The sequence below is a fragment of the Qipengyuania sp. HL-TH1 genome, from assembly GCF_036365825.1.
GTDB classification, from domain to species: Bacteria; Pseudomonadota; Alphaproteobacteria; order Sphingomonadales; family Sphingomonadaceae; genus Qipengyuania; species Qipengyuania profunda.
Window position 1 is genome coordinate 3107718 of sequence record NZ_CP142675.1, and the last position, 23422, is coordinate 3131139.

The following is a 23422-nucleotide window of genomic DNA, read 5'->3' on the forward strand; positions in this document are numbered from 1 at the left end:
AGATATGTGCATCGCAAAGCCGCTCCTGGCCTGCATTTTCGGTCCTCGATCGCGTTTGCATTGCCGGATTACTCAGCCTCTCCATGATCCGCGTTGTCGGTAAGCCGAGCAGCACGGTCAAGAAATTTGCGCATGTCATTTGCTGCCAGTTCGGTAAGAGGGTGCCTGCTCGCCTCGGGACGCGGTTCAATCATGTCCGCGCGCTTTCTGATCTGTTCGATCTGCTCACTGCTCGCTCCGGACAGCAGGCCAAGAACGATGTTTTCGAGCGTGATGAGCCGAATGCGCATCTGCACCAGTTCGGCCTTGTCCGGTTCCGGGACTTCCCAGCTGCCGTCTTCGTTGACCGCGCTCATCGCAGCATTCCCGGCGGCTTTTCTGATACCATGACCGTCTCCTTCTTTTCTCTTGGCTTGTGCCGGAAACGTGGCTGAAAATCAGTAATGCTGCAACCGGCTCGGCTGTTGGCCTGCCCTTCGCCGCCACCATCTCTTGCGTGATTGTTTGAGGGGGAGCGACGTTCGCTGCGTAAAGGTGATGAATGCACAAGGCATCCACCACCTGACCAAAGAAGGGAATTCGACCATGAACCGCACAGCCTTGGCCCTCTTGCTCGCCACTGGCCTGACAGCCTCCCCGGTAATGGCACAGCAGCAGCATGACCATGCAAATCAAGCTGTAGCACAGCAGCAGGATCACAGTGGCCACATGATGCAGGATTCCGAGGCCATGACAGCCCATCGTGAGAAGATGGCTGAAATGCGCGCGCTGATGCAGCAGGCCCGCGCCGCGAGCGATCCCGCCGAACGCCAAAGGCTGACGGCCGAGCACCGCGAAAAGATGCAGGAGCACATGGCGGGCATGATGCAGGGGGGCAACGCCGATATGATGGCGGCCTGTCACCAGCGCATGACGATGATGCACGATATGATGGAGCAGATGGCTGCCCAGCAGGATATGGCGCAGCAAGACTAGGAACCGGCGGCCCGGATCGGTGCTGACGCTCCCCCGGGCTTCGCTCGCTGCAATGGGTCGCAATTCGGACAGACGTGCAATCGCCCGAGCACACAAAATCGCATAACTCCTGCGCTGGCCCACCCTCAGAAAACTGTTTTGAGGGGTGAGATCTCCAGATGCGTAACAATCTGTAGGGCAGCGGAAAGCCGCCTAGAAAGGGCACTCGTCAATATGAAGCCAATCCAACTGTTGGCGCTTGTTTGCGCAAGTCTTCTTTGGGTCAGCCCGGTCCACGCGCATGGCGACGAAGCGCATGGCGGGGCCGAGAGCGCAGCTGCGCCTGCGACAGCCAGTCCAGTGAACAATTCCGGTGAAGCCCAGGAATTATCGAATGGCGCTTCGGGTGACGCTCATGCTTCCGGCGGGCACGACGAAGCATCGGGAGAGACCGCCAATGTGAACGAGGAGGGCTTCGTCGGTGTGCTCAAGAGATTGCATCCCGCCACGGTACATTTCCCAATTGCCCTGTTTCTGATGGCCGCGCTGGCCGAGCTCTTCGTCGGTAAGCGAAGAGAAGCCAGCTTGGAGCCTGCGGTACGCGTGCTCATTTACGGCGGTGCGGGCGGCGCTGTCATCGCGGCCATATTCGGGTGGATACATACCGGACTGTGGTTTGGCGGGGATACGGCAATGCAGCTCCATCGCTGGAACGGCATGCTCATTGCCGTTCTGGGTCTTGTGCTCGCCGCGCTCGCGTACCGCCGCCCGGAGAGCCGGACAATGCTGCGCATTGCGCTTGTATCGATGGCTGTGCTCATTTTGGCCCAGGGGTTCTTGGGCGGCGAACTGGCGCACGGCCAGAACCATCTCGGCATTTCCTGGCTGTAGGGAGAAGCCTGATGCCCAAAAGCAAATCGAAGATGACAGCCACCGGTCCCGCTCAAGTCGTGGCTGCTCTGTTTTTCCTCGCCGGGTGTGACGAAGCGCAGGTTTCGGCGCCTGACGCGCAGACGCCAATGGCCATAGGAGCTGCGCCATCGGCTGCCACAGCTTCCCCCGGTGTTGATGGCACGGAAAATTCCTCGGATGCTTACGGCGAGGCGCAGCCGGTGACTGCAGGAACTTCCCCTGAGAGCATGGACGAGGTCTCAAACAGGCCGCGCTCCGGCAGTTCGCGAGCAGCACCCGTGCCGCCGATTCAGCCGGCAGATGCCAGCGCAGTCACGCCAACAGCCGAGCCCGCGGACCCGCATGCGGGTCACGATATGCAGTCGATGCCGGATCACGATATGAAAGACATGTGACGAGAGCGGGCAAGACCTCGAGTCTCTCTTGCCTGGCCCATCGAACAGGCGGTCCCGACGTCCCCCCGGAGCCCTGCGGGTCGCAGGTGCAATTGGGCCGCTTTGAAACCCCGCGTATGATACGCTCATGCGCGGGGTTTCTTCTGCACGAGGCAATTTTCAGGAGAGCCGCGATCTGAAAGAATATTGTGTCGTGCAAGTGTCATCCCCCTCCCGAACGGGCGACCGGAACAGTGCTATCGGAGCTATGATAATACTGGTGCTGTAGACGCTCGGCCTCTGCCCGGTGCGATGATTGACTGCTGCGTCGCCGCTTCAATTTGGAGAATTCCACATGGTGATCGAGAAGAAGGATAAAGACCTTTTGCGATGAGAAGAAGAAGGCGGCGCGCTGCCTTGTGGACCGCAAGAAGCTGTGGAAGCTGCATGTGACAAACGCGATAGTTCCGAACGCTCTGATGCAAGCAACGTAACGCCTGATAGCGCAGAAATGAAAAAAGCTAGCCTGTCACGATGAATCCCGGCGATCTCCTTTTACGCTAATTCCTTACAACTGATATGTCGTCGGATAGCCCCGAGACGATGGCCTCGGGTGTCGAGCGCTGCCGGGTCGATTTCGGCTTTGAGCAAGACCGGGTGAAGCGCTTCGCTTGGTGGGGGTTGCCTCATAGGCTTGGGTCTGCCTCTGACCTTGAGCCGTGTTGGAATCTCCTGTTGATTGCGCCGCTGCCCGCGATTTCATGGACCTTCTTGCTGCAAGCGGAGGCACCGCGGCCTGCGAATAAAGCGTTGGACCATGGCGCTGCCTTCATGCCCACTCCGAACCCAGTCCGGCTTTTCATGCGAACCTGTCTGAACCAGGTCAGCTGAGCCCGGCAACCCATTTTCTTTCCGGCCGTGTTGCCCGCTGCGCGGGCTGCCCGCACCACCCGGCGTAAACGGGTTTCCCTTGGCGCTGCGCGCCTGCGGTGCAGTCCTCCCATGCCCTGTTTCTCATCGACGTTCGCAAGCCGGAAATGGTTTCCGGGTTGAGAGCTGAAGGAGAATTTATCATGACCAATATCGTTATCCTCACCGGCCGCATTGCCCGTGATCCCGAAACACGGGAAACCAAGAGCGGGACCAGCGTCACCGGGATCACCGTCGTTACCGATCGCCCCGCTCGCGACAAGGACGGCAAGACCTACAAGGATGAAAACGGCTACACCGCCAAGGACAGCGAATTTCACCGCGTGACCTGCTTCAACGGCCTCGCCAAGACGGTCGGGCAGTATTGCTCGAAAGGCCAGCTGGTGTCGGTACAGGGCCGCCTGCACTACACCCAGTGGGACGATCAGGACGGCGTGAAGCGGTACGGCTGCGAGATTCTCGCCGACAAGGTCGACTTTCTCTCGCGCGGCAACCCTCAGAGCGGTGAATCTGGCGGCGAGAGCGATAATCGCGACGCTCCCGAAATCGACTGATCTCTCCCAGTCGATCTCTCCCGAAGGGGTCCTGTCCTCACCGGACAGGGCCCCTTCTTGTGTTGTTCAGGAGCGTAAGAGCGGGGAGGGGCTGACCCACGGAAATCTGATCATGACGGGCGTGCAGCCACCGCATCAAGGACGGCGGGGCCCCACCATTTTGCCTCCTTTAGCTGCGCTGCAGTTCGACAAAATCGTTTCCCCCAACGCCACTTCGTGGTCGCCCGTGCGGGCGATCCTGTGACCCGGTACCTGCACGCCCGTCTGCCGGTCCTCCTGCCGTTTCAAGGCAGACATCAGGAGGATATCATGGCTACACTCACTCAATCTGTACAGAGCTCGGACAGCTATTTCGCAGCTCTGGCTGTTGCCGAACGGCGTGCTTTGCACAGCTTCTTTGACCAGCACGTCGTCGAGGATGACGATCTCGGTCACTTCGCCTTCGATGAGGGCGACTACAATGCGCTGCCGGTGCATCTGGCAAGCCGCATAGTGCATACTGTGCCCGGTGCGATGCTCGAGTTCTGACGCGCGATTGGGCAGGAGCCTTCTCCGGTTCCTGCCTTTTTGCGTGTCCGCATGCAGGAGGGATGGCTGCGAAAAGCGGAGCGGGGCTGGGGACGCGCTCTGTCCCGCGCTGCCTCCAGCAGCGCTCCTGAGGGCGCGGCATATTCGTTTTGGGCCCCGCGCGCACTGCGAACCGGCAGCGGGTCGGACCGGCGCGAAGCTGGCGGGACCGACAAGTCCCGGTCCCTGGCTCCGCACGCGATCCTTTGCCGCCGCCTTGTTCGCGGTGCGGAGCTTGTTGGGGGCATCGCTCATGATCGGGTGGACGATGGACTCTCGTGCGTCCGCACGGTCAGCGACACATATTTGGCGGCAGGGCAGCAAGGCACGGGCGACAATTGTTCTCGCGTAGTTCTGTCGCTCCCCCATGGGACCAATTGCCCGCCATCCCTCTCTGCAACAAGCGGTAACTCGCCGCACCATCCATCCCATGTGTTGCGGAGATTACCCATGACCGCCATTCCAGAACCAGTTCGCCCCCGTTTCCTGCGAACGCCCGATGCTGCCGTGCATCTGGGCCTATCGCCCAGAACGCTCGAGAAACACCGCTGCTACGGGACCGGTCCCGTCTACCACAAGCTCGGCGGGCGGATCGTCTACCGGCGCGAAGATCTCGATGCCTGGGCCGAACAAGGGGTGCGCCGCTCGACCAGCGATCCGGGCAAGGGCGTGGTCCATCCGGCCAAAAGGATTGACGGCTACACCGGCCCGGTTCGGCGCTGAGAGCCTGTTCAATGACGGCCCGCACGACCTTTGCCAGCGCAGCACAGCAGCTCGATCTGTTCGTCGGAACCAGCGCAGCAATCGCGGCGCGCGATGCGCAGGACCTGATGGCATGGCCCTTTTTCAGCCTCGCCAAATCGAAGCGGGTGAAGCCCATCGACTTTCGCATGGGCGACATCTCAATTCTTGTCGAGGCAACTGCCGAACATGGCATGGCAACCATATGGGACGCCGATGTGCTGATCTGGGTGGCCAGCCAGATCGTCGAAGCGCGCGATGCCGGAAAGCCGACGTCGCGGCTCATTGCCGCCACCCCGCATGAAATCCTCGCCTTTACCCGCCGCGGTACCGGCAAGGCCGCCTATGAGCGACTGAAAGCCGCGCTCGACAGGCTGCAATCAACCAGCATCGCGACATCGATCCGCCAGCTGGGCGCACGCCGTCGCCACCGCTTTTCCTGGATCAACGAATGGCGCGAATGCCTCGATGCCAATGGCCGCGCGCTCGGCATCGAGATGATCGTGCCGGACTGGCTCTATGAAGCGGTAATCGACCGAGCGCTCGTACTCACGATCGACCCGGCCTATTTCACGCTGACCGGGGGCCTGGAGCGCTGGCTATACCGGATCGTGCGCAAGCATGGCGGCAAACAAAAGGGCGGATGGAGCTTCGACATTGCCCATCTTCACCTCAAATCTGGTGCGCTTTCACCGCTCAAACGGTTCGCTTTCGAGATGCGCGCAATCGTCCGGCGTCAACCGCTCCCGGGCTATACCCTCTCGCTCGACCACCAGCTGGGCCGCGAGCGGCTCAGCTTCGTGGCAATTCCTGTCGATCCCTTCGATGTCGCCCGGCGGCGCATCGGCATGCCTCCTGTGGACAAGTCGGTGTGATGTTCGGACTATCAGGAACCTCCGCGCACGGACTATCAGGAACCGCAAGTTCGGACTATCGGGAACCGAAACGCTGCGCAAACCCGCAGAAATGCTGGCCTTGCGAGCCCCTTAACTATCCTAACAAGGAATCTTATCGATTCCTGCTAACGTCGCCGCGCCTGTGCACGGTCGGTCGACTGACACCGCCGCGCACCAGCGCCGGGCGATGCGACGGCGATCCGCCGCTGACCCACGTCACTCTGGTGTGGCAGGAAGGCCTGCGCGAAGACTGGCTGCGTTTCGGCAAGCCGGTTGGTCAGCGCATCATCGATCGCAGGACACGGGTTGAAAGCTATAAGCCGGGGCAGCTCTTCGCTTTCGGGCGCTGGGCGTCCAACGAATATGGCACCATCCGTTCGGCTCTCGCCATTGCGCGCGCGGTCGCAGCTGGCGACACCTATTCCACGCTTCCGCAAGTCGATCCGGGCGCAGAGATACTGCTCTCGGTCCGGGGCTGGCCAAAGGTGCGCCAGGTCCTTGGCCTGATCGATGCAATCGAGGCAGGCGGCACCGATCCGTGCGATGTCGCGCCCGACCACTGGCGGCACATGCACAACCGGCTTGCAGCTGGAATGCAGCCACGCGCCTATCATCCAGACCGGCACCGCGTCTGGCTGCGCTACCGGAATCTTCGGCCATGAAACGCCGCACTCTCATTATCGCGAGCACTGTCTGTGCTGCCGCATTGCTGAGCGCCGCGCTGCCCCTCTCTCGCGTTCTGATCTGGAATGCGACCGCTAGTGTGCCGACGGGGCTGTATCATATCGGCGGTACGACCGGTCTGCAGGTTGGCGAGCGCGTGGCGATCGATCCGCCGCCTCGGCTGCGCGATTACCTTGCGACACGCGGTTATCTGCCGACGGGAATTCCGCTGCTGAAGGAAGTCGCGGCGCGTCCCGGCGACACTGTGTGCAGGCAGGGTCTGACCATCACCATCAATGGTGCGCGCGCCGGCGTGGCGCGCGCAGCTGACAGCATCGGGCGCGTTCTGCCGGTCTGGCAAGGCTGCCGGACCATCGCAGCAGGCCAGATATTTGTCATGAACCGGCGCGCGTCAGGCAGCTTCGACGGGCGCTATTTCGGACCGATCGCGCGCGACCGCGTGCTTGGCCGGGCCAGCCCCGTCTGGACCGATGAGCAAGGTGATGGCGCGCATATCTGGTTCGCGCAGCCAAGCAATGTTGCAACCTCAATCAACAACCAAGGAGACGATCAATGACATATATCGGCACATTCGCAGCGACCCGCGATGGCTTCGAGGGGCATTTGCAGACGCTCACGCTCGATGCCCGGCTCACCCTCGTTCCTGCAGAACCATCCGAAACCGAAAATGCGCCGGACTACCGGATCATGGTGGGTGACAATGACGCCGTCTACGAAGTTGGCGCGGGCTGGAAGCGCGTTGGCGACAAGGCCGGGGACTATATCGCGGTGGTAATCGACGATCCGGCGTTCGCCCGGCCGATACGCGCCAATCTCTTCGCATCCGATGATGGCTCTCATGTACTGACGTGGTCGCGCCCTGCGCGGCGCGCCAGCAAGGCTTGAACCGTGCGCCTCGGTATCGCGCTAACCGCGGCTCTGGCTGCAATGGCACTTGCCTATCCGCTGCACGCGAGCGGGCAATCGCGCGCAGCGCAAACGCACGCAGCTTCAATCGATATTGCAGCACATGTGCGCGAGGCCTCGCAGCGCTTCGGCATTCCCCAGCACTGGATTTATGCGGTGATCCGCGTTGAAAGTGCGGGCCGGACGCGCGCAGTGTCCTCGGCGGGCGCGATGGGATTGATGCAGCTCATGCCCGGCACCTGGGTGCGCCAGCGCGGCCGGTACTCGCTCGGCAGCGATCCTTTCGACCTGCGCGACAATATCCTCGCGGGCACATCGTACTTGCGAGAAATGTATGACCGCTACGGTGCAGCTGGCTTTCTTGCAGCCTATAATGCGGGGCCGGGACGCTACGAGGCCTGGCTTGCCGGACGGCGCTCGCTTCCCCTCGAGACCCGCCGTTATGTCGCGAAGATCGCACCCCTGCTGCAGCCCGGGCGCATCTTTGTCGCGGCGGGTTCGCACCCTACGGGCGCTCCGGGCGCGCCCGCTGAACCTGTTTCCGCTTCGGATTATGCGCCCGGCGATCCGGGTCTCCCGGAGGCCTCGGGCAACGCTCTTGTTCGTCCGCAACGGCCCGCGCATGATCTTTTCGCTCCCGTCTCCGCGGTCGCCGACCAATGACAGCCAGGCCCGCATCCCTGCGTTCTGCGTCGCCCGCTAGCGAAGACTTGCGACTGAGTTGCGGACTGGTCAGAAAGGGTACGAGAGGATGGCAAGATAAAAGCAGCGCCGTCGACCGGGCTGCATGTGGTTGGTTTTTCTGGGTAATTAGCGCCGTCTGGACGACTACAGTGCCGTCGCTACTGCTGATTTTCTGTGTGTTTTCAAAGGCGAAGGCGCCATCGCCTCTTGTTGCGCGGCATGGCTGACGATGATTTCAATATCGAGCCCGGGCGTTCGCGCGACAGCGGCGCTCGCTCCTACAAGAAGGCCAAGACGCTCCTCGGCCGGGTAGCTCAGGTCTCTCACAAGCCGGGATACACACGGTTCAAGGCAAGCGGCTCAGGCGGTCGCGGCACGGGACATTATGGACGCGGCAAGCTCGCTGCGCTGACGCGCAGCAGAAGCGCATTTGGGCGGCGTGTCCTGATCAAGGCCCGCGTTGTTCGTCAATGGCAATCCCAGACCAGGTCCGCGCCGCTCGCGCGTCATATAAATTATATTCAGCGCGAGGGAGCGACGCGCGACGGATCGCAGGGCCGGATGTTCGATGCAACGTCAGACGAGGCCGATGGGGATAGCTTTGCCGAGCGCTGCGAGGACGACCGGCACCACTTCCGCTTCATCGTCTCTCCTGAGGATGCCAACGAGATGGGCGACCTGCGCGCCTTCACGCGTGAATTTATGACCGACATGGCCAACGATCTCGACACCAGCCTTGACTGGGTGGCCGTCGATCACTGGAACACCGACAATCCGCATATCCATGTGCTGGTTCGCGGCGTCGCAACAGGCGGCGAGGACCTTGTGATCGACCGCGCCTATATCAGCGAGGGGATGCGCGCCCGCGCCGAGGAACGCGTGACCATCGAGCTGGGACCGCGCAGCGAACGTGATATCCTCAATGCTCTGGCGCGCGAGGTTGACGCTGAACGCTGGACCAGTCTCGATCGCCGCCTGCACAAGCAACGCGGCGCGTTTGGCGAGATCGATCTGCGGCCCGAAGCCGGTTCGGACGCACGTAGGGATCGCTCGATCTTGATTGGTCGCGCCCAGGTGCTCGAACGCATGGGACTGGCTGAGCAGGTGGGACCAGCAAGCTGGACGCTGGCATCCGATATCGAGCCCACGCTTCGGGCACTTGGAGAACGCGGCGACATCATCAAAACGATGCACCGGGCCATGACCGGCAAAGGCTTTGATGCGGACCCGGCGCGGCTGGCTTTGCATGACGAAGCGAACGGTGAGCGTGTGATTGGCAGGCTCGTCGAGCGCGGGCTGCATGACGAGCTTACTGGCAAGGCCTTTGCCATCGTCGACGGGGCCGATGGGCGCATTCATCACCTGCGTTTTCCCGACCTCGAGCGGACAGGTGATGCCGCGCCAGGTGCCATCGTGGAGACGAGCGCATGGACCGATCGGAAAGGCCGGCAGCAGATGAGCCTGCTTGTTCGCTCCGACTTCACTCTCGAAAGACAGATCGGTGCAGGCGGTGCGACCTGGCTTGATCGGCAACTCGTATCGCCCCGCCTCAAAACCGTGGCAGGCGGGTTCGGGTCGGAGGTACGCGAGGCATTGGCTAAACGGGCCGATGTCCTCCTGGAGCAAGGCTTAGCCAAGCGTCAGGGGCAAAAGATCGTCTATGCTCGCAATCTGCTTGGCACTTTGCGTGACCGGGACCTGGCCAATGCGAGCGATGCGCTCGCCTCGCGTCACGGAAGCACCATGCAGAGCGCGACTTCCGGGGATCATGTCGCAGGCGTGTATCGGGAACGCGTCACACTCGCTTCGGGCCGGTTCGCGATGATCGACAACGGTGTGGGTTTCCAACTCGTCCCCTGGCGGCAGGATCTGGAGCGCCATCTGGGCCAGACGGTCGCAGGCAGGGTCAACGAGCGCGGCAGTGTTGACTGGAGCTTCACGCGCTCACGGGGGCCTTCTGTCTGACGGGGCTGTGCAGACAAATCTGTCCTTGACGAAACACCATGTGATGCGTAAACAAGCGTCAGGAGATGCGATATGGCAAGTATAGCATTAGAGCAAGCCGAAGCACCGCGAGGCATTCAGACCTTCGCGGCCAGTGATGATCGTGACCGCCTGACGGGCGCGGCAGTCAAAGCCGTTCTGCGACTTGTCGACGCTTGGGGTGGCAGTAATGCCGAGGGCGCTGCGCTGCTCGGTGTCTCTGAAAGTACCTGGGACCGGATGAAGGCCGGAACTTGGGAAGGCGCGCTTAGCCAGGACCAGTTGACGCGCGCTTCGGCGTTGATCGGCTTGTTCAAGGGGCTGCATCTGCTGTTTGCCGACGACATGGCCGACCGCTGGCCCAGGCTCGTCAATACGGCACCTGTGTTCGACCGGCTTTCGCCAGTCCAGGCAATGATCGAAGGCGGTATCCCGCGTATGCTCGAAACCCGCCAGTATATTGACGCGCTTCGTGGCGGGCTCTGAGAGCGATCCCGAACCGCCGTCGGCCGATCTGGCTACCAAACGAGAAGCGTTCGAGCGCACCATTCGGCTGGTTTCGAGTGCGCGCCTGCGCGACGCGGCGATGGCGCCGCTCACTGACGATGACGATGAACTTACGCTGCTTGCGGAGATCGAAGGGGCGACTAGCTCGCGCCTGATAGCCGAGGAGCGCGGCCATGGCGGCCTTAGCGCCGAAGAATTGGTGCACGGCGTGCCGCATGCCAAGTTCATCAATGCGAGTTTCGCTTACGCCAAACCACGCGAGCCGGGGCGATTTAACCCCGCGGATCGTGGGGCTTGGTACGCGGCCCTGGCGGTCGAAACCTGCCTCGCCGAGGTCGGACATCACCTGACTCAGGCGTTGGCGGATGCAGCCGATTTCAATGCCGTGGTGGAATATGGCGAGATGATTGCAAGTATGTCCGGCATCTTTGTCGACCTGCGCGGCACGTCCGATCATCCCGGCCTCCATCCAAATGCTGAAAAGGGTTATCCGGTCGGCAACGCGCTGGCGGCGCAGGCTCGTGCCGAGGGTCACAACGGCATCATCTATCCCTCGGTTCGCCATCCGGAAGGGATTTGCATCGCGGCGCTATGGCCCAATGTCGTTCAGTCGGTGACTCAGGGCGCCATGTACCGTCTGACCTGGTCGGGTAGTCCTGAATTTACATGGGAGGCCGCGTAGGTTCTAGACGCTCATTCTGTCTCAGGGGTTGGGTGGGACGAACATCTCATTCTCATTAATCCGCCGATTTCGCATGCTCGACTATCATCAGGACAAGCCCTGCGAAAACCAACCCGAAGCCCAAAAGGTGAGACCAGCGAAAGGATTCGCCAAGTAGGACGTAAGATAGGACAAGCGCGCTAAGGGGCATGACTGCCATCGCACCTGCCGTGAGTGCTCCTGGCGCTTTGCGGGCACCATTATACCATAGAACAGGAGCGAGCCCTCCTGTGGCCGCACCCCAAAAGGCCAGCGCAAAATAACCATCCCGACCTATGCCGGAAAAATCAAACGGTCGAGAGTCGAAAACAAAAGCCAGAGCAACGAAGAGCAAAGCGGCAATGAGCGATGCTGCCAGAGTGGCTTCCAGTGAGCTGATCCCGTCGGACAGTTTGCGCGCAAGCAGGGTGTAGGCTGCCTCGAAGCACACAGCCATTGCGACAAGCGCTGCGCCAAGGATCGGCGCTTCGGTGGCTCCGCTTCCCCCGGTTCGCAGCAGATTGATCATTACGATCCCCGCGATCGCAAGGGCCAATGCTCCTGATGTGCGCCAGTTCATTGCGGCACCGAAGAAAACTACGGCCGCGGCGGCAGTCACTGCCGGTGTCGCGCTCATGATCGTGGAGCCGATCACGCCTGTGGTGAGACGCATGCCAAAAAGCATGGCTGCGGTGAAACCGACCATCCCGAATAATGAGATCGCGACAATCACCAACCAGTCCGACCGCTTCGCACGAGCAAACCTTTTCGTCAGCAACCATGTGAATGGAGCAAGGACCAGACAAGCGATCAGCATGCGCATGCATGACGCTGTGAAGACCGAGAACTGCTGCCCGATTAACTTGCTGAGCGGCGTTGCACTGCCAAAGAGTGCCATGCCTAGCAAAAGCTGCACGACAATCGCAGGAGTGGTCGTTGGTCTCTCGGATACCATGATACTGGAACGACTTAACATGTCGGGTTTCGTTCGCAAATCATAGCCTTGTTGTCTTATCCGGCACAGGGTCCAGCAAGCGGGTTCCGTGCCAGCCGCGCTGGATTGATCCGTCTTGCCACGACCCCGCCTCCTGCTTCTTTGGCTACGCTGGACCCCGATCACACGCATTCGAACTTGATACCGGCGTTACAACTGCCTCCTGTTATTGAGCGAAAGGAGGCGACTGTGTCGGCAACCAAGATCCTGTGGGGCCAGATCCTGGCCGTATTTGCGCTGGCGCTTGCAGGAGTCTGGGCGGCCACCCAATGGACTGCTGCAACGCTCGGCTACCAGCAAGAGCTCGGTCCAGCATGGTTCACCGCGTTTGGTCAGCCGGTCTATCCGCCATATTCGATCTTCTGGTGGTGGTTCAGCTTCGAGGCCTATGCTCCGCGAATATTCGAAACCGGCGGGATGATCGCCGCATCGGGCGGTCTGATTGCGGTGGTTGTGGCAATCGCCATGTCGGTCTGGCGTGCCCGCGAGGCCCGGACCAGCGCGACCTATGGCTCCGCGCGCTGGGCAACCCGCTCCGAGATCGCCCGCGAAGGGCTACTCGGCGGCAAAGGCGCAGTGATCGGTCGCCATGCCAATCTCTATTTACGGCATGACGGACCCGAGCATGTGCTGTGTTTCGCCCCGACGCGCAGCGGCAAAGGTGTCGGCCTCGTTGTCCCGACGCTGCTGACCTGGCCGCATTCGGCCATCGTTCACGACATCAAAGGCGAAAACTGGGATCTCACCGCAGGCTTCCGTTCGCGTTTCAGTCGGGTCCTGCTGTTCGATCCGACCAATGAAGCCTCTGCGCCGTACAATCCGCTGATGGAGGTGCGCCGGGGAATTAACGAAGTGCGCGACGTCCAGAACATCGCCGACGTGCTGGTCGATCCCGAAGGCTCACTCGAACGCCGCAACCATTGGGAAAAGACAAGCCATGCCTTGCTGGTCGGAGCGATCCTCCATGTTCTTTATGCCGAGCCTGACAAGACCCTGGCCGGAGTGGCGTCGTTCCTGTCCGACCCGAAACGCTCGATCGAGACGACGCTCACCGCAATGATGGCAACGCAGCATCTGGGAGCGGAAGGCGTCCACCCGGTTGTGGCGAGCGCCGCACGCGAACTGCTTAACAAGTCGGAGAATGAGCGTTCGGGCGTCCTCTCAACCGCGATGTCTTTCCTTGGTCTCTACCGCGATCCGGTGATCGCCAAAGTCACGCGGCAATGCGACTGGCGGATCGCCGATCTCGTCGATCCGGCGCGCCCCGTCACACTCTATCTCGTCGTGCCGCCGTCCGACATCAGCCGCACCAAGCCGCTTATCCGGCTCATTCTCAACCAGCTGGGCCGCCGCCTGACCGAAGACCTGAACGAAGGATCGGATCGACGCCGATTGCTGCTGATGCTTGACGAATTTCCGGCGCTCGGTCGTCTCGACTTTTTCGAAAGCGCGCTTGCCTTCATGGCAGGCTACGGCATCAAGGCATTCCTGATCGCGCAATCGCTCAACCAGATCGAGAAGGCTTACGGTCAGAACAACGCGATCCTCGATAATTGTCATGTCCGGGTCTGCTTTGCGACCAATGACGAGCGCACGGCGAAGCGCATTTCTGAATCGCTTGGCACCGCGACCGAACTGCGCGCGATGAAGAATTACGCTGGGCACCGGCTCTCGCCATGGCTTGGTCATCTGATGGTCTCGCGCAGCGAAACCGCCCGGGCCTTGCTCACCCAGGGCGAGATCATGCAGCTGCCCGATACCGATGAGATTGTGATGCTTGCAGGCGCGCATCCGATCCGGGCGAAGAAAGCGCGCTATTATGCCGATCCCAGATTGGCGAAGCGGGTTGAGCCGCCGCCGGTGGCCGAACAATCGTGCAGTGAGCCCGACGCCGGAGAATGGGAAGGGGTGATTGCGCGCGCACTCAAGTGCCCGCTTGTGGCGTCGGATGCCGCTGAGCTGGAAGATCGCGACACAGTTGCCGATGGCGGTGTCCGGCGCGAGCCTGAACTGCCCCAGCACGAAGATATTGCGCCCGCGCCATCGCCACCGCGCAATGAATTCGAGTTCGACGATCGGCGCGATGACGAAGAGGCGAGCAGAAACCGCCGGATCGCCGACCAGATGCGCGCCAATGCACAGCGGGCGGCGCTTGATCCCGATGACGGGATCGAATTGTGAGCAAGGGCAACCGCATCAAGCACACTTTTCGCCTGCCGCCCGCTCTCTCGCGGCAACTGGCCGACTTCGCTGGACGCAAGCGTGTATCGCAGGCTTCGGTGGTCGAAGCCGCGATCGCTTCGTTCTTGTCGCCCGATGGTTCGGAGAGACTCGAGGCGGCATTCAGCCGGCGGTTGGACCGGATTTCGCGGCAGATCGACAAGCTCGACTATCACGTCGAGGTCGGAAATGAGGCGTTTGCTCTTTACCTGCGGCGCTGGCTCGAAGTCACGCCCGCGCTTGGTGCCGGTGCCTCTGCTGCTGCGCGGGCCGACGCCGAGAAACGCTTCAGTCATCTCGTCGAGGCGCTGGCCCGCAGAATGGAAACGGGAAAGCACCTGTCCGACGAGCTTATTCGTCGGGAGCCACAACATGATGAGGCGGAAAATGGCCAATAGGCCATTGGAAGCGCGCCTCGGTGTCTTCACGGCAACTTCGCGCGCAAAGACGCGCAGACCTTGGTCAAATGCTTCAGTTGGGAAGGAGGAGAGATGCGCTCTGGAGCAGGGCGAATTGCCGACGCGCCAGTCTATAGGTGCAACTATTCCAACTGCTTGCTAGAGGTTGTGTAATGCGCACCGAACTCGATCATCTGCCACCGCAAAAACAGCGCGAGCTTGAGCGCGTGGTGCAGCTTATCTTCGAAGAATTCGATGACGCCTTCGCGCTGGCGAGGCACGACTGGAAGAAGGCCGGGCGCATCCTCAAGGTCATTCTGTACGGCAGCTATGCACGCGGAACATGGGTCGATGAACCCCATACTGCAAAGGGCTACCAGTCTGACTATGATCTGCTTGTTATCGTCAATGACAAGCGTCTGGTTGACCGCATCAAGTACTGGTCCAAGCTCGATGACCGGCTGATGCGCGAATACGGCGTCACCAAGACCCTCAACACGCCGGTGAATTTTATCGTCCACACATTGCAGGAAGTGAACGACGGCCTCGCGCACGGGCGCTACTTCTTCATGGATGTCGCGAAAGACGGGGTGGCGCTCTACCAGGCAGACGACACCGAACTGCATAAGCCTAAGCCCAAAACGCCCGAGCAGGCACTCGCGATGGCGCAGGAGTATTTCGACGAGTGGTTTCCAACCGCGATGCAGCGATACGAGCTATCAAAGGTGGGTCGAGAGCGAGGGTTTCTAAAACCGGCAGCGTTTGACATGCATCAATCCGCCGAATTCCTCTATCACTGCGTGCTTTTGGTCTGCACCTTCTACACGCCGCACGTGCACAACCTCGGTTTTCTGCGCACCCAAGCGGAGAGGATTGATCCACGCCTCACCTATGTCTGGCCACGCGATACGCGCCGCGATCGGGCGCGCTTTGAAAAGCTCAAAGAAGCCTACGTGAAGGCCCGCTACTCACAGCACTACCGCATCACCAAGGAGGAACTCGAATGGCTCGGAGAGCAGGTCGAGGAGCTCGGCCGCGTTGTCCATGATATATGCTCGGTAAGGCTTGAGAAGCTCAAGAGTGAAGCAGTCGCTTGACCGTGGCTTGCCAGCGGGCCCGATTACACTTCACACTATGACTGTTTTGCGCCCTAATCTCGGTCATTCGTGGCTGCACTTAAAAGGACCAAAGCGGTCGTTTCGATCGTCATATTTGCTCGGATGCGATGGGGCGATTTGCCGGAACGACAAACACCCCAGGTGCCCGTCCGGCACGTGGCGGATCCCTCATGTTCGCAGCAGCGGCTTGGTTTGCCGTTCTCCTCTTCACAGGAGAAACGCTCTCACATCTCGATGAGAGCGAGATGGGCGGGGCACGTGGACTGGCAGAAAGCGGGGCGCTGGCTATTGCGCGATCATGGCGGAGGTCGATCGCCGCATCGCGGGCCGCTCACCATAGGTTAGCGCGCGCCAGACCCATTCGAGCGGGCCGTAAGAGAAGCGCTTGAGCCAGAAATTGCTGATCAGAACTTGCGCCCCGTAGAAAATCGCCACCAGTGGCAGGAAGGTGGCGATGCCGGCCTTGCCAGCCAAGGCGAGTCCAGGCCCGACCCCGGTGAGGATCAGGACAATCGCAATGCTCTGAAGCACATAGTTGGTCAGCGCCATCCGCCCCACCGCTCCGAACGGGGCGACAAGCCACTTGGCGGACCGGCCATTGAAAAGGAGAATGAGCGCGCAGCCGTAGCCGATTGCAATCAGCGGCGTCGCCAAGGCGTGAAGAATGCCGCCCCATGCGCTGATCGCCGAGAGCGTGGTGCCCGGCTCGGCATTCTCGGTAAGGAGATGGGTCGCTTCCAGCGCAAGGCCAAGCACCAGGGTGGGCCACAATACCCGGCGGAACGGCGCGAGATTCGTCGAGGCGTTTTGGATCCACCCCTTTCGCGCGATCCACGCGCCGATATAAAACCTCCCGGTAGCGTATGCGATCCAGGCAACGAGGCCGCCGTTCATGATCCAGCCGAGCCAGTTGTTTTCCGCCATCAAGCTCATGAAGGTGACAAAATCGCCTGACTGCGCTGCGGCCTGGCGGGCCAAGACTTCGCTATCGGCGGAAGTGATCGCATCGAGCGTGACCGAAACGCCGGACCACTCGAAAACACCGGAGATCAGAGGCTTGGCAAACAGGAGCAGCGCCCCTCCGACGACCAGCATCGTGCGCGCTGACAGCTTGCGACTGAACAGCAGGATGAAAGCGGCGATCCCGTAGACATGCAGGACATCCCAGGAAAACAGCAGAAAGAAGTGCAGCCAGCCGAAGATCAGGAGGATGCCGGCACGCCGGAAGTAGATCGAGCGGAACGGTGCGCCGCGTGCTTCCAGGCGCTCCATTTGAATCCAGAACCCCATGCCGAACAGGCAGGCGAACAGGGTGTTGGCCTTGTCGGAAACGAACAGGCGCAGCCAGAATTCGATCGAGCTGTTGAGCGCGGCGTTGGGTAATGCGGCAAGTTGATCGGCGGTGATGGTGACGCTCTCGCCGCCAAATTCCCACAGGTTGATCGTCATTACTCCGAGCAAGGCGAAGCCTCGCAGCACGTCGAGCTCCCCGACCCTGTCTTTCGCAGTAATCGGGGCGACCGCCTCGCTCATGGCGCTTTGCCGGTGGCCCGCGCGACAGCGAGTGTATCAATATGCTGCTGGAAGGTAGCGATCTTGCCATCCTCGACAGTCCAGACATGGACAACCTGCGGGTTGCAGGGCTGCCCGGTCGCCTTCCCGGTGCCGGTGTAACGGCCTTCCATCACGACGCTGGTCTCGTCCGCGATGAAACGTCCCGGCTCGACGCCGAAATCGTCCAGCACGTCGCCCAACCGCGCGAAGACGCCTTCGAGCACGGCCTGCGCGCCGACATAGGGATTGCGGTCCGCCAGCGGGAAGTTCTCCGCCTCCATCCAGCGGACGTCATCGGCCATCAGCGATGCAGCTGTGTCCTTGTCGCCAGTGCCGACGGCAGCATAGAATTGCTGCACGATCTCCAGTGCCCTGGTCATGGTGTGCTCCTTACAAAGATAGGTGGAAGCCGCCGTCGGGTGTCAGTGTAGTGCCGGTCACGAAGCTGGCATCTTCGGAGCAGAGGAAGGCGATGCAGCGCGCTATTTCCTCTGGCTCCCCGAAGCGCCGCATATGTTTGCGCTGACGAATGCCATCGAAGGCTTCGGCGCCGAGATTGCCCTTGATCTGTTCGTGCAGCGGCGTGTGGATGACGCCGGGGCACAGCAGATTCACGCGTATGCCGTGTTCGGCCAGCTCTGCGGAGGCGGAGGTCGTCAGCCCCAACTGGCCGGCCTTGGACGCGGTGTATGTGCTGGCTCCGGGGCAACCCAGGAACGTGTTGACCGATCCGATATTGACGATCGATCCGCCATTGCCCGCCGCCAGCATGGCGCGCGCTTCATGCTTGAGACACAGGAAATTGCCGCGAAGGTTTACCGCCATCACGCGGTCCCAGTAATCGTCTGGCGTGTCGATCAGCGGATAGACCTCGGCACCGATGCCCGCGTTGTTGACGGCAAGATCGAGCCGTCCATGCGTGTCTACCGCATGCGCCACCATCGCTTCGACGTCGCTGGCCTGTGCGACATCGGTGACGACAGCGCTTGCCTTGCCTCCCGCCTGTTCGATCTGCGCGACCAGTTCGTCGAGCACCTCCGTGCGGCGCGCCGCGACCACGACCGTGGCTCCGCGCTCGGCCAGGATCAGCGCCGTTGCCTTGCCAATCCCGCTGCTGGCACCGGTGACAATGGCGACCTTTCCCTCGAAAACGGACACCTTACGGGTTCCCTTCGTTCGAGACATCGGCAGCCATCCGCCAGCGGCCATCCTCGCGAACCCAGAGCAGCAAGGCATAACCACCGAAGAGTGAGGTGCCCTCGGCGTCGAACACTTCGTATTTCTGCAATTCGGTGAAGGCGTCGGGCCCGAGGCGCCTTATCGACACGACGTCGAACGTCGCATCGGCGGCCTCGCTTTCGGCAACGCCTTCCCAGAAGGCAGCGAGTGCCGTCCGGTCGCTCAGCAGCGTATACCCCGAGGGCGAAAAGACGGCATCGTCGGTGTAAAGCGCGAGGATCGGCTCGGTATTTCCCGACTTGATCGCCTCGAGAACAACCTCGGTCCGGTTGGCCAGCACGCTGTCCAGAGAGGAATCGACTTGGGCCGTATCGGCTCGTTCGAGCTTCACCAGCGCATTGCCGAGGTTCGAGACGTAAACCGCCCCATCGGGTGCCAGGATGATGCCGGTCAGCAGGCCGGGCATCGGCTCCCACATCTCCGGTGTCAGAAGCGGCAGGATCGGTTCGCCCGCTTCCAGCCGTCGATAGGTCTCGGTAACGATGCGAGCGCTCGTCTCGGGCGCAGGATTGAACATTGTGCGCCGATCGCCGGTATCGGGATCAACCACATAAACGGCGTTCGCGAAGGGGCTGGCGACCCACAGCATGCCATCGCGATCCAGCTCGATATTATCGGGCGTGGGAAGGGTCGCGAGGACGCGGCGGTCGCTCAATTCGCCCGTCGCCTGGTCCACCGCGAAGCTGAGAATGCGGCTCCGCACGATTTCGGCGACATATAGTCGCGCCCGCGCCCCGTCGAAGGCGATACCATTGGCGAAGTCGAGCCCGTCGGCCACCTTGATGGCAACTGGCTCGGGCTTGCCAACCTGTTCGGGCGCGATCCGGAAAACAGCCCCGTCGCCAAGCGGCTTGTCGGCCGCAGCGAACATCCGCGCTTCGCTGCCTTCGCCTGCTGCGTTCTCGGTCGACTGCGTGAACCAGATCGCGCCGGTCGGGTCGCGCACGACGGCGTTTACCCCGTAGGGGTGATCGTAAATCCGCGTCACCGCTTCGGTCTCGGTATCGACGCGGTAAATGTGTCCGCCGGTTATGTCGGCGACCAGCACGTGGCGACCGTCCGGCTCCCAGGATACGCCGTTCGGGCTGTTCCACATGGGGTCCGGCTTCGACCTGAAGCCCGCTCGCGCGAAATCGCCGAACGGCGTCTTGGTGCCGTCGGCAGACAGGGTAACGAGACCGTGATCCCAATCCCCGACCAACAACCTGCCGTCGGGGAGGACGACCCCGTCTTCGGCGTGGGTGAGCGAGCGGTCGGCCGGAAAAAACGAGTATTCATCGCTTGGCCCGCCAGGAGCCCACGCCTCTTGCGGCTTGATCTCGACCCGGATGAGACGGACTGTCACGTCGTCGCTCAGGTTGACGGGAGAATGCGGCGCTTCAGGCCCCTTCCAAAGCGTCACCGGAAAGGGCATTGGTGGCACTTTGCGTGAATCGAAAATCACGTTGCCCTCGGCATCGCGGTCGATCCAGTCGCCGGCCTGCTGGAGATACAACACGCTGGGCCAGCGGTGGAAATGCAAGGGCTCTACTTCACCCGGTGCCAGCGTCACTTCCAGAACGCGAACCTGATCGTTCTCGAGCAGGATCTTGTGATTCTCGGCGGCTGCTACCGTAGCCTCGAGTTCCGCTGGCCAAGTATCGGGATCGCCCGTCACGTAGCCGATATTCGCATCGCCCCCGCCGGTGGTCGTAGCGACATCGCTCTCTTGCGCTCCTGACGGAGAGGCTAGCATCGTGGCTGCTAGAAGCGCGCCCAAAGACTTAGATCGGACAAATGCGTTCTTCCGATACTTAGACATCGACTTCCTCCAGTGCTTGATCGGTTTTCATCACGCGGGCTCAAAGACCAGGATCGACAGGGGCGACGCAGTCGGTTCGATAGATATGAGCTCGAAACCGGCATTCTTGAGAAGAGCCGCGAATTCGGCTTCGGTCCGTTCCTTGCCGGTCGCCATGACCATCATGTTGAGATCCATCCACTTGCCCATGTCGAACTGCGAACCGCCTGGGATGATCGATTCCACGATCATTAATCGCGCTTTGGGTTGCATCGCTTCTCGCACGTTGCGGAGCAGGCGAATACATTCTTCGTCGGACCAGTCATGCAGTACCCAGCGCAGCACATAAGCATCGGCCTCGACCGGAATGCTCGCGAAGAAGTCGCCGGCTACCACGTCGAACCGTTCGTTCTTCGGCGCTTCGGCAACCACATGCGGAAGATCGAAAAGAATACCTCTGGTATTGGGATGCGCCGCAAGAATTTCGGACAACTGCGACCCGATACCGCCGCCGATGTCGGCGATTACGTTGTAGCGACTCCAGTCGATTGCCGAGGCAACGGCGGGCCCGATCGTGGCGGCAAGATCGCGCATGGCGAGATTGAAGATCGAATAGGCCTCTGGGTTTGCCTCCATGTTCTCCCAATTGCTCTTGCCGTGCAGCTGGTCGAAGCCCGGTTCGCCGGTTTCGACCGCCAGGGGCAAGCCGCGCCATCCTTCGTAAACCGGGGCGCCGGGGCATAGCGTGAAGCGCACCCAGGCCCAGTTCGAGCCGGGCTTGTTGCGGCGCAGGCAATCGCTGGCGGGCGTGTTTTCGAACGAACCGTTTTCCGTGCTCGCGAAAATCCCCGTGCTCTCCAGCGCGCGCAGCATGCGGTACAGGCTGGGCGCGTGCGTCCGGGAACGCTTGGCAAGCTCCTCGACCGCCAGCGGACCGTCGGCAAGATGATCGGCCAGTTCGAGCTTGGCCGCCAGGCCGACGCCATGCGCCTGCCAGTGGTTGGTAACGATGCCGAGAACCTGCTCTTCCGCACTGATCTGTTGGGACATGGTCGATTTCCTCTTGGTTCAGCGCAGCATGAAAAACGCGGTGGAGATGCCGATCATCGTCAGGAGATCGGCCCGATCACTGGAACCTCGCCAAGCCCGTCAGCCATCGGTCATCTCCATGAGCTTGCCGCGGATAGGCGACGCCGGGGCCTTGCGGTCGATCTTGAGCAGCTTGGCTTCGGCCATTCCGCCGCGCAGCTTCTCCAGCCATTCATCGGGATCGAATTCCACGCCGACCGGGTTCTCGCCGATCGCATCGCCTTTGAAATAGGCTGTGCATTCGGCCTTGCTGGCGAAGCAATCGACGCTGAATTCCAGCTGGTTGCCATCGGGATCGGCGTAATAAAGCGACGCGCTCATCCCGTGATTGACGCACCAGTAGGGTGCGATCCCGCGCGCCTTGAGGTCGTCATAGGCTTCGAGCAATTCGCGCATCGACGGGCAGTCGTAGGCGACGTGATCTACGCCCACCCGCCCACGGTCCTCAGGATCGACGCCGGGCGCGATGACATTCAGATCGGCAAAGGCGAACCGGTGATGTTCGTCGTCATGAGTGATGAACGCCAGCGCGGGGTTCTGGTAAACGACCTCGGAGCCGAACACCTGTGCGTACCAGTCGAGCATTTCTGCAAAGCGGCACGTCCGGTAAACGACATGGACGGGCTTGGGCGTCGGCATGGGCATCAGCTGACACCTTCCCCGCTCGCTGGAATGTCCGAGATGACTTCGCGGTAGATTTTCAGCGAGCCGTCTTCCTGGCGCCTGAAGACCATCACCCAGTTGCCCTGCTCGTTTGCCACGTCGCCAGTCTCGGGATCGGTGAACTCCCAGTCATATGTCGCAGTGTAGACCGCCATGTCCCCTGCATCGGCGACATCCACTTCTTCGTCCGCCACCTGCAGATGAACTGCCGGATCGCTGACATACTGGCGCACCGTGGCGAGGTTCTCCTCGAAGCCCATGTTCGGCTGACCATGCGACATGACCCGCGTATCGGGCGCGTTCACCGCCAGCGCGGCATCGGCATCGCGGGCATTGAAGGCATCGACGATCGACTGGACGTCGGTCTTCACTGCTTGCGCGATCGCATCCTTGTCGACCGGTTCCGCGCGTTCGGCGCTGCATCCGGTTACAAGGAGGAGCGGCGCCGCCAATATCCAGATACGCTGCATCATTGCGCGCCTTCATTCGTGCTCCAGCTGTCGATCGCGAGCAGCCACTTGCCATCAGTGCCTCGGCGATAAACGCATACGCCCTTGCCAAATTCCTCCATCGGCGCGCCACCCTCACGCGGCTGGATGCGAGCGCTATAGGTGTACCGGCTGATCGCAAAATCGCCCGAAACCTCGAAGAGGTTTTCGGTCTTGTCCCAGTGCGCTTCGAATGCCTCGAAGAAGCTCGAAGCCCACTCGGTCACAGCTTCCTTGCCGACCAGTTCGGGTTCGCCCGGGGTTTGAAACACCACGTTGTCGGACAGGCGTGCTGCGACCGCCTGCGTGTCGTTCGAATTGATCGCGGTCACATAGAGATTGTGCAGGTTCTCGCCTGCCGGATGCGTCTCGCTCATTCCTCCCCCTCCCACGACGACCGGGCCAAGCTTCGCCGGCACCGGAAAGCGGTGCTTTTCCGGGCTAAGGCAGGCTTGTCGATCTGTTGTGCGACTGAGGAGAACTGTCT

27 protein-coding genes are annotated in these 23422 nt (G+C 61.4%); 17 read left to right on the forward strand and 10 right to left on the reverse strand.

Annotated features, from left to right (window positions below; genetic code table 11):
- Positions 1 to 68 precede the first annotated feature (68 nt).
- On the reverse strand, positions 69 to 356 hold the full coding sequence (locus VWN43_RS15870; protein WP_050600405.1) for a hypothetical protein: 288 nt from the start codon (positions 354 to 356) through the stop codon (positions 69 to 71).
- A 181-nt stretch (positions 357 to 537) separates the two neighbouring features.
- Between VWN43_RS15870 and VWN43_RS15875 the strand changes: the two genes are divergently transcribed.
- From VWN43_RS15875 to VWN43_RS15940, 14 genes are all read left to right on the forward strand, one after another.
- Positions 538 to 975 (forward strand): hypothetical protein, encoded by a 438-nt coding sequence (locus VWN43_RS15875; protein WP_050600404.1) that lies wholly within the window; start codon positions 538 to 540, stop codon positions 973 to 975.
- Positions 976 to 1188: 213 nt separating this feature from the next.
- Positions 1189 to 1845 carry a DUF2231 domain-containing protein gene (locus VWN43_RS15880; protein WP_320181102.1) on the forward strand — a complete coding sequence of 219 codons (657 nt, stop codon included), beginning with the start codon at positions 1189 to 1191 and terminating at the stop codon, positions 1843 to 1845.
- Positions 1846 to 1856: 11 nt separating this feature from the next.
- Positions 1857 to 2261 carry a hypothetical protein gene (locus tag VWN43_RS15885; RefSeq protein WP_320181101.1) on the forward strand — a complete coding sequence of 135 codons (405 nt, stop codon included), beginning with the start codon at positions 1857 to 1859 and terminating at the stop codon, positions 2259 to 2261.
- Between the two features lie 1052 nt (positions 2262 to 3313).
- Positions 3314 to 3724, forward strand: coding sequence for a single-stranded DNA-binding protein (locus VWN43_RS15890; protein ID WP_050600401.1), 411 nt, complete (start codon positions 3314 to 3316; stop codon positions 3722 to 3724).
- A 309-nt stretch (positions 3725 to 4033) separates the two neighbouring features.
- Positions 4034 to 4252: a hypothetical protein gene (locus VWN43_RS15895; protein ID WP_320181100.1), complete on the forward strand. Its 219-nt coding sequence runs from the start codon at positions 4034 to 4036 to the stop codon at positions 4250 to 4252.
- Positions 4253 to 4741: 489 nt separating this feature from the next.
- On the forward strand, positions 4742 to 5014 hold the full coding sequence (locus VWN43_RS15900) for a helix-turn-helix transcriptional regulator (protein ID WP_320181099.1): 273 nt from the start codon (positions 4742 to 4744) through the stop codon (positions 5012 to 5014).
- 11 nt (positions 5015 to 5025) lie between these two features.
- Positions 5026 to 5907, forward strand: coding sequence for a replication initiator protein A (locus tag VWN43_RS15905; protein ID WP_320181098.1), 882 nt, complete (start codon positions 5026 to 5028; stop codon positions 5905 to 5907).
- Between the two features lie 227 nt (positions 5908 to 6134).
- On the forward strand, positions 6135 to 6590 hold the full coding sequence (locus VWN43_RS15910; RefSeq protein WP_420493566.1) for a DUF2840 domain-containing protein: 456 nt from the start codon (positions 6135 to 6137) through the stop codon (positions 6588 to 6590).
- On the forward strand, positions 6587 to 7168 hold the full coding sequence (locus VWN43_RS15915) for a S26 family signal peptidase (protein ID WP_320181097.1): 582 nt from the start codon (positions 6587 to 6589) through the stop codon (positions 7166 to 7168). The genes VWN43_RS15910 and VWN43_RS15915 overlap by 4 nt, the downstream gene beginning before the upstream one ends.
- Entirely contained in the window at positions 7165 to 7497 is a 333-nt protein-coding gene (locus VWN43_RS15920) for a DUF736 domain-containing protein (protein ID WP_320181096.1), read from the forward strand. The genes VWN43_RS15915 and VWN43_RS15920 overlap by 4 nt, the downstream gene beginning before the upstream one ends.
- Positions 7498 to 7500: 3 nt before the next feature.
- Positions 7501 to 8181 carry a lytic transglycosylase domain-containing protein gene (locus VWN43_RS15925; protein ID WP_320181095.1) on the forward strand — a complete coding sequence of 227 codons (681 nt, stop codon included), beginning with the start codon at positions 7501 to 7503 and terminating at the stop codon, positions 8179 to 8181.
- 240 nt (positions 8182 to 8421) lie between these two features.
- Entirely contained in the window at positions 8422 to 10167 is a 1746-nt protein-coding gene (locus tag VWN43_RS15930) for a relaxase/mobilization nuclease domain-containing protein (protein ID WP_320181094.1), read from the forward strand.
- Between the two features lie 72 nt (positions 10168 to 10239).
- Positions 10240 to 10671: an antitoxin Xre-like helix-turn-helix domain-containing protein gene (locus VWN43_RS15935; RefSeq protein ID WP_050600394.1), complete on the forward strand. Its 432-nt coding sequence runs from the start codon at positions 10240 to 10242 to the stop codon at positions 10669 to 10671.
- Positions 10646 to 11374: an RES family NAD+ phosphorylase gene (locus tag VWN43_RS15940; protein WP_198143449.1), complete on the forward strand. Its 729-nt coding sequence runs from the start codon at positions 10646 to 10648 to the stop codon at positions 11372 to 11374. Before VWN43_RS15935 ends, VWN43_RS15940 begins: the two co-directional genes overlap by 26 nt.
- Before the next feature lie 55 nt (positions 11375 to 11429).
- Here VWN43_RS15940 and VWN43_RS15945 read toward each other — a convergent pair whose 3' ends face one another.
- A complete protein-coding gene (locus VWN43_RS15945) occupies positions 11430 to 12347 on the reverse strand; it encodes a DMT family transporter (protein ID WP_320181093.1) in 918 nt (305 codons plus the stop codon).
- Between the two features lie 228 nt (positions 12348 to 12575).
- Here VWN43_RS15945 and VWN43_RS15950 point away from each other — a divergent pair, with 228 nt between their 5' ends.
- The 3 genes from VWN43_RS15950 (at position 12576) to VWN43_RS15960 (ending at position 16101) form a co-directional block, all read left to right on the forward strand.
- Positions 12576 to 14567: a conjugal transfer protein TraG gene (locus tag VWN43_RS15950; RefSeq protein ID WP_253520290.1), complete on the forward strand. Its 1992-nt coding sequence runs from the start codon at positions 12576 to 12578 to the stop codon at positions 14565 to 14567.
- Positions 14564 to 15004, forward strand: coding sequence for a hypothetical protein (locus tag VWN43_RS15955; RefSeq protein WP_050600391.1), 441 nt, complete (start codon positions 14564 to 14566; stop codon positions 15002 to 15004). The genes VWN43_RS15950 and VWN43_RS15955 overlap by 4 nt, the downstream gene beginning before the upstream one ends.
- 173 nt (positions 15005 to 15177) lie before the next feature.
- On the forward strand, positions 15178 to 16101 hold the full coding sequence (locus VWN43_RS15960; RefSeq protein ID WP_050600390.1) for a HEPN domain-containing protein: 924 nt from the start codon (positions 15178 to 15180) through the stop codon (positions 16099 to 16101).
- Positions 16102 to 16407: 306 nt separating this feature from the next.
- Here VWN43_RS15960 and VWN43_RS15965 read toward each other — a convergent pair whose 3' ends face one another.
- The 8 genes from VWN43_RS15965 to VWN43_RS16000 form a co-directional block, all read right to left on the reverse strand.
- Positions 16408 to 17655, reverse strand: a complete 1248-nt coding sequence (locus tag VWN43_RS15965) for a DUF418 domain-containing protein (protein ID WP_063507170.1) — start codon at positions 17653 to 17655, stop codon at positions 16408 to 16410.
- On the reverse strand, positions 17652 to 18056 hold the full coding sequence (locus VWN43_RS15970) for a nuclear transport factor 2 family protein (protein WP_050600388.1): 405 nt from the start codon (positions 18054 to 18056) through the stop codon (positions 17652 to 17654). The genes VWN43_RS15965 and VWN43_RS15970 overlap by 4 nt, the downstream gene beginning before the upstream one ends.
- 10 nt (positions 18057 to 18066) lie before the next feature.
- Positions 18067 to 18834 (reverse strand): SDR family NAD(P)-dependent oxidoreductase, encoded by a 768-nt coding sequence (locus tag VWN43_RS15975; RefSeq protein WP_197458252.1) that lies wholly within the window; start codon positions 18832 to 18834, stop codon positions 18067 to 18069.
- 1 nt (position 18835) lies between these two features.
- A complete protein-coding gene (locus tag VWN43_RS15980; RefSeq protein ID WP_063512584.1) occupies positions 18836 to 20650 on the reverse strand; it encodes an SMP-30/gluconolactonase/LRE family protein in 1815 nt (604 codons plus the stop codon).
- 96 nt (positions 20651 to 20746) lie between these two features.
- Positions 20747 to 21745 carry a methyltransferase gene (locus tag VWN43_RS15985; RefSeq protein WP_063505749.1) on the reverse strand — a complete coding sequence of 333 codons (999 nt, stop codon included), beginning with the start codon at positions 21743 to 21745 and terminating at the stop codon, positions 20747 to 20749.
- A 99-nt stretch (positions 21746 to 21844) separates the two neighbouring features.
- Positions 21845 to 22429: a VOC family protein gene (locus VWN43_RS15990; RefSeq protein WP_050600383.1), complete on the reverse strand. Its 585-nt coding sequence runs from the start codon at positions 22427 to 22429 to the stop codon at positions 21845 to 21847.
- Complete coding sequence (locus VWN43_RS15995; protein ID WP_063512585.1) at positions 22429 to 22920, reverse strand: YybH family protein; 492 nt, start codon at positions 22918 to 22920, stop codon at positions 22429 to 22431. Before VWN43_RS15995 ends, VWN43_RS15990 begins: the two co-directional genes overlap by 1 nt.
- The gene (locus VWN43_RS16000; protein ID WP_050600381.1) at positions 22917 to 23312 is read right to left on the reverse strand and encodes a YybH family protein; all 396 of its coding nucleotides are present in this window, start codon (positions 23310 to 23312) and stop codon (positions 22917 to 22919) included. The genes VWN43_RS15995 and VWN43_RS16000 overlap by 4 nt, the downstream gene beginning before the upstream one ends.
- Positions 23313 to 23422: the final 110 nt, after the last annotated feature.

Bases quoted from the DNA above. Each gene is read 5' to 3' on its own strand.
- VWN43_RS15870 (WP_050600405.1), bottom strand. From the start codon at position 356: ATGAGCGCGGTCAACGAAGACGGCAGCTGGGAAGTCCCGGAACCGGAC.
- VWN43_RS15875 (WP_050600404.1), top strand. From the start codon at position 538: ATGAATGCACAAGGCATCCACCACCTGACCAAAGAAGGGAATTCGACC.
- VWN43_RS15880 (WP_320181102.1), top strand. From the start codon at position 1,189: ATGAAGCCAATCCAACTGTTGGCGCTTGTTTGCGCAAGTCTTCTTTGG.
- VWN43_RS15885 (WP_320181101.1), top strand. From the start codon at position 1,857: ATGCCCAAAAGCAAATCGAAGATGACAGCCACCGGTCCCGCTCAAGTC.
- VWN43_RS15890 (WP_050600401.1), top strand. From the start codon at position 3,314: ATGACCAATATCGTTATCCTCACCGGCCGCATTGCCCGTGATCCCGAA.
- VWN43_RS15895 (WP_320181100.1), top strand. From the start codon at position 4,034: ATGGCTACACTCACTCAATCTGTACAGAGCTCGGACAGCTATTTCGCA.
- VWN43_RS15900 (WP_320181099.1), top strand. From the start codon at position 4,742: ATGACCGCCATTCCAGAACCAGTTCGCCCCCGTTTCCTGCGAACGCCC.
- VWN43_RS15905 (WP_320181098.1), top strand. From the start codon at position 5,026: ATGACGGCCCGCACGACCTTTGCCAGCGCAGCACAGCAGCTCGATCTG.
- VWN43_RS15915 (WP_320181097.1), top strand. From the start codon at position 6,587: ATGAAACGCCGCACTCTCATTATCGCGAGCACTGTCTGTGCTGCCGCA.
- VWN43_RS15920 (WP_320181096.1), top strand. From the start codon at position 7,165: ATGACATATATCGGCACATTCGCAGCGACCCGCGATGGCTTCGAGGGG.
- VWN43_RS15930 (WP_320181094.1), top strand. From the start codon at position 8,422: ATGGCTGACGATGATTTCAATATCGAGCCCGGGCGTTCGCGCGACAGC.
- VWN43_RS15935 (WP_050600394.1), top strand. From the start codon at position 10,240: ATGGCAAGTATAGCATTAGAGCAAGCCGAAGCACCGCGAGGCATTCAG.
- VWN43_RS15945 (WP_320181093.1), bottom strand. From the start codon at position 12,347: ATGGTATCCGAGAGACCAACGACCACTCCTGCGATTGTCGTGCAGCTT.
- VWN43_RS15960 (WP_050600390.1), top strand. From the start codon at position 15,178: ATGCGCACCGAACTCGATCATCTGCCACCGCAAAAACAGCGCGAGCTT.
- VWN43_RS15965 (WP_063507170.1), bottom strand. From the start codon at position 17,655: ATGAGCGAGGCGGTCGCCCCGATTACTGCGAAAGACAGGGTCGGGGAG.
- VWN43_RS15970 (WP_050600388.1), bottom strand. From the start codon at position 18,056: ATGACCAGGGCACTGGAGATCGTGCAGCAATTCTATGCTGCCGTCGGC.
- VWN43_RS15980 (WP_063512584.1), bottom strand. From the start codon at position 20,650: ATGCTAGCCTCTCCGTCAGGAGCGCAAGAGAGCGATGTCGCTACGACC.
- VWN43_RS15985 (WP_063505749.1), bottom strand. From the start codon at position 21,745: ATGTCCCAACAGATCAGTGCGGAAGAGCAGGTTCTCGGCATCGTTACC.
- VWN43_RS15990 (WP_050600383.1), bottom strand. From the start codon at position 22,429: ATGCCCATGCCGACGCCCAAGCCCGTCCATGTCGTTTACCGGACGTGC.
- VWN43_RS15995 (WP_063512585.1), bottom strand. From the start codon at position 22,920: ATGATGCAGCGTATCTGGATATTGGCGGCGCCGCTCCTCCTTGTAACC.
- VWN43_RS16000 (WP_050600381.1), bottom strand. From the start codon at position 23,312: ATGAGCGAGACGCATCCGGCAGGCGAGAACCTGCACAATCTCTATGTG.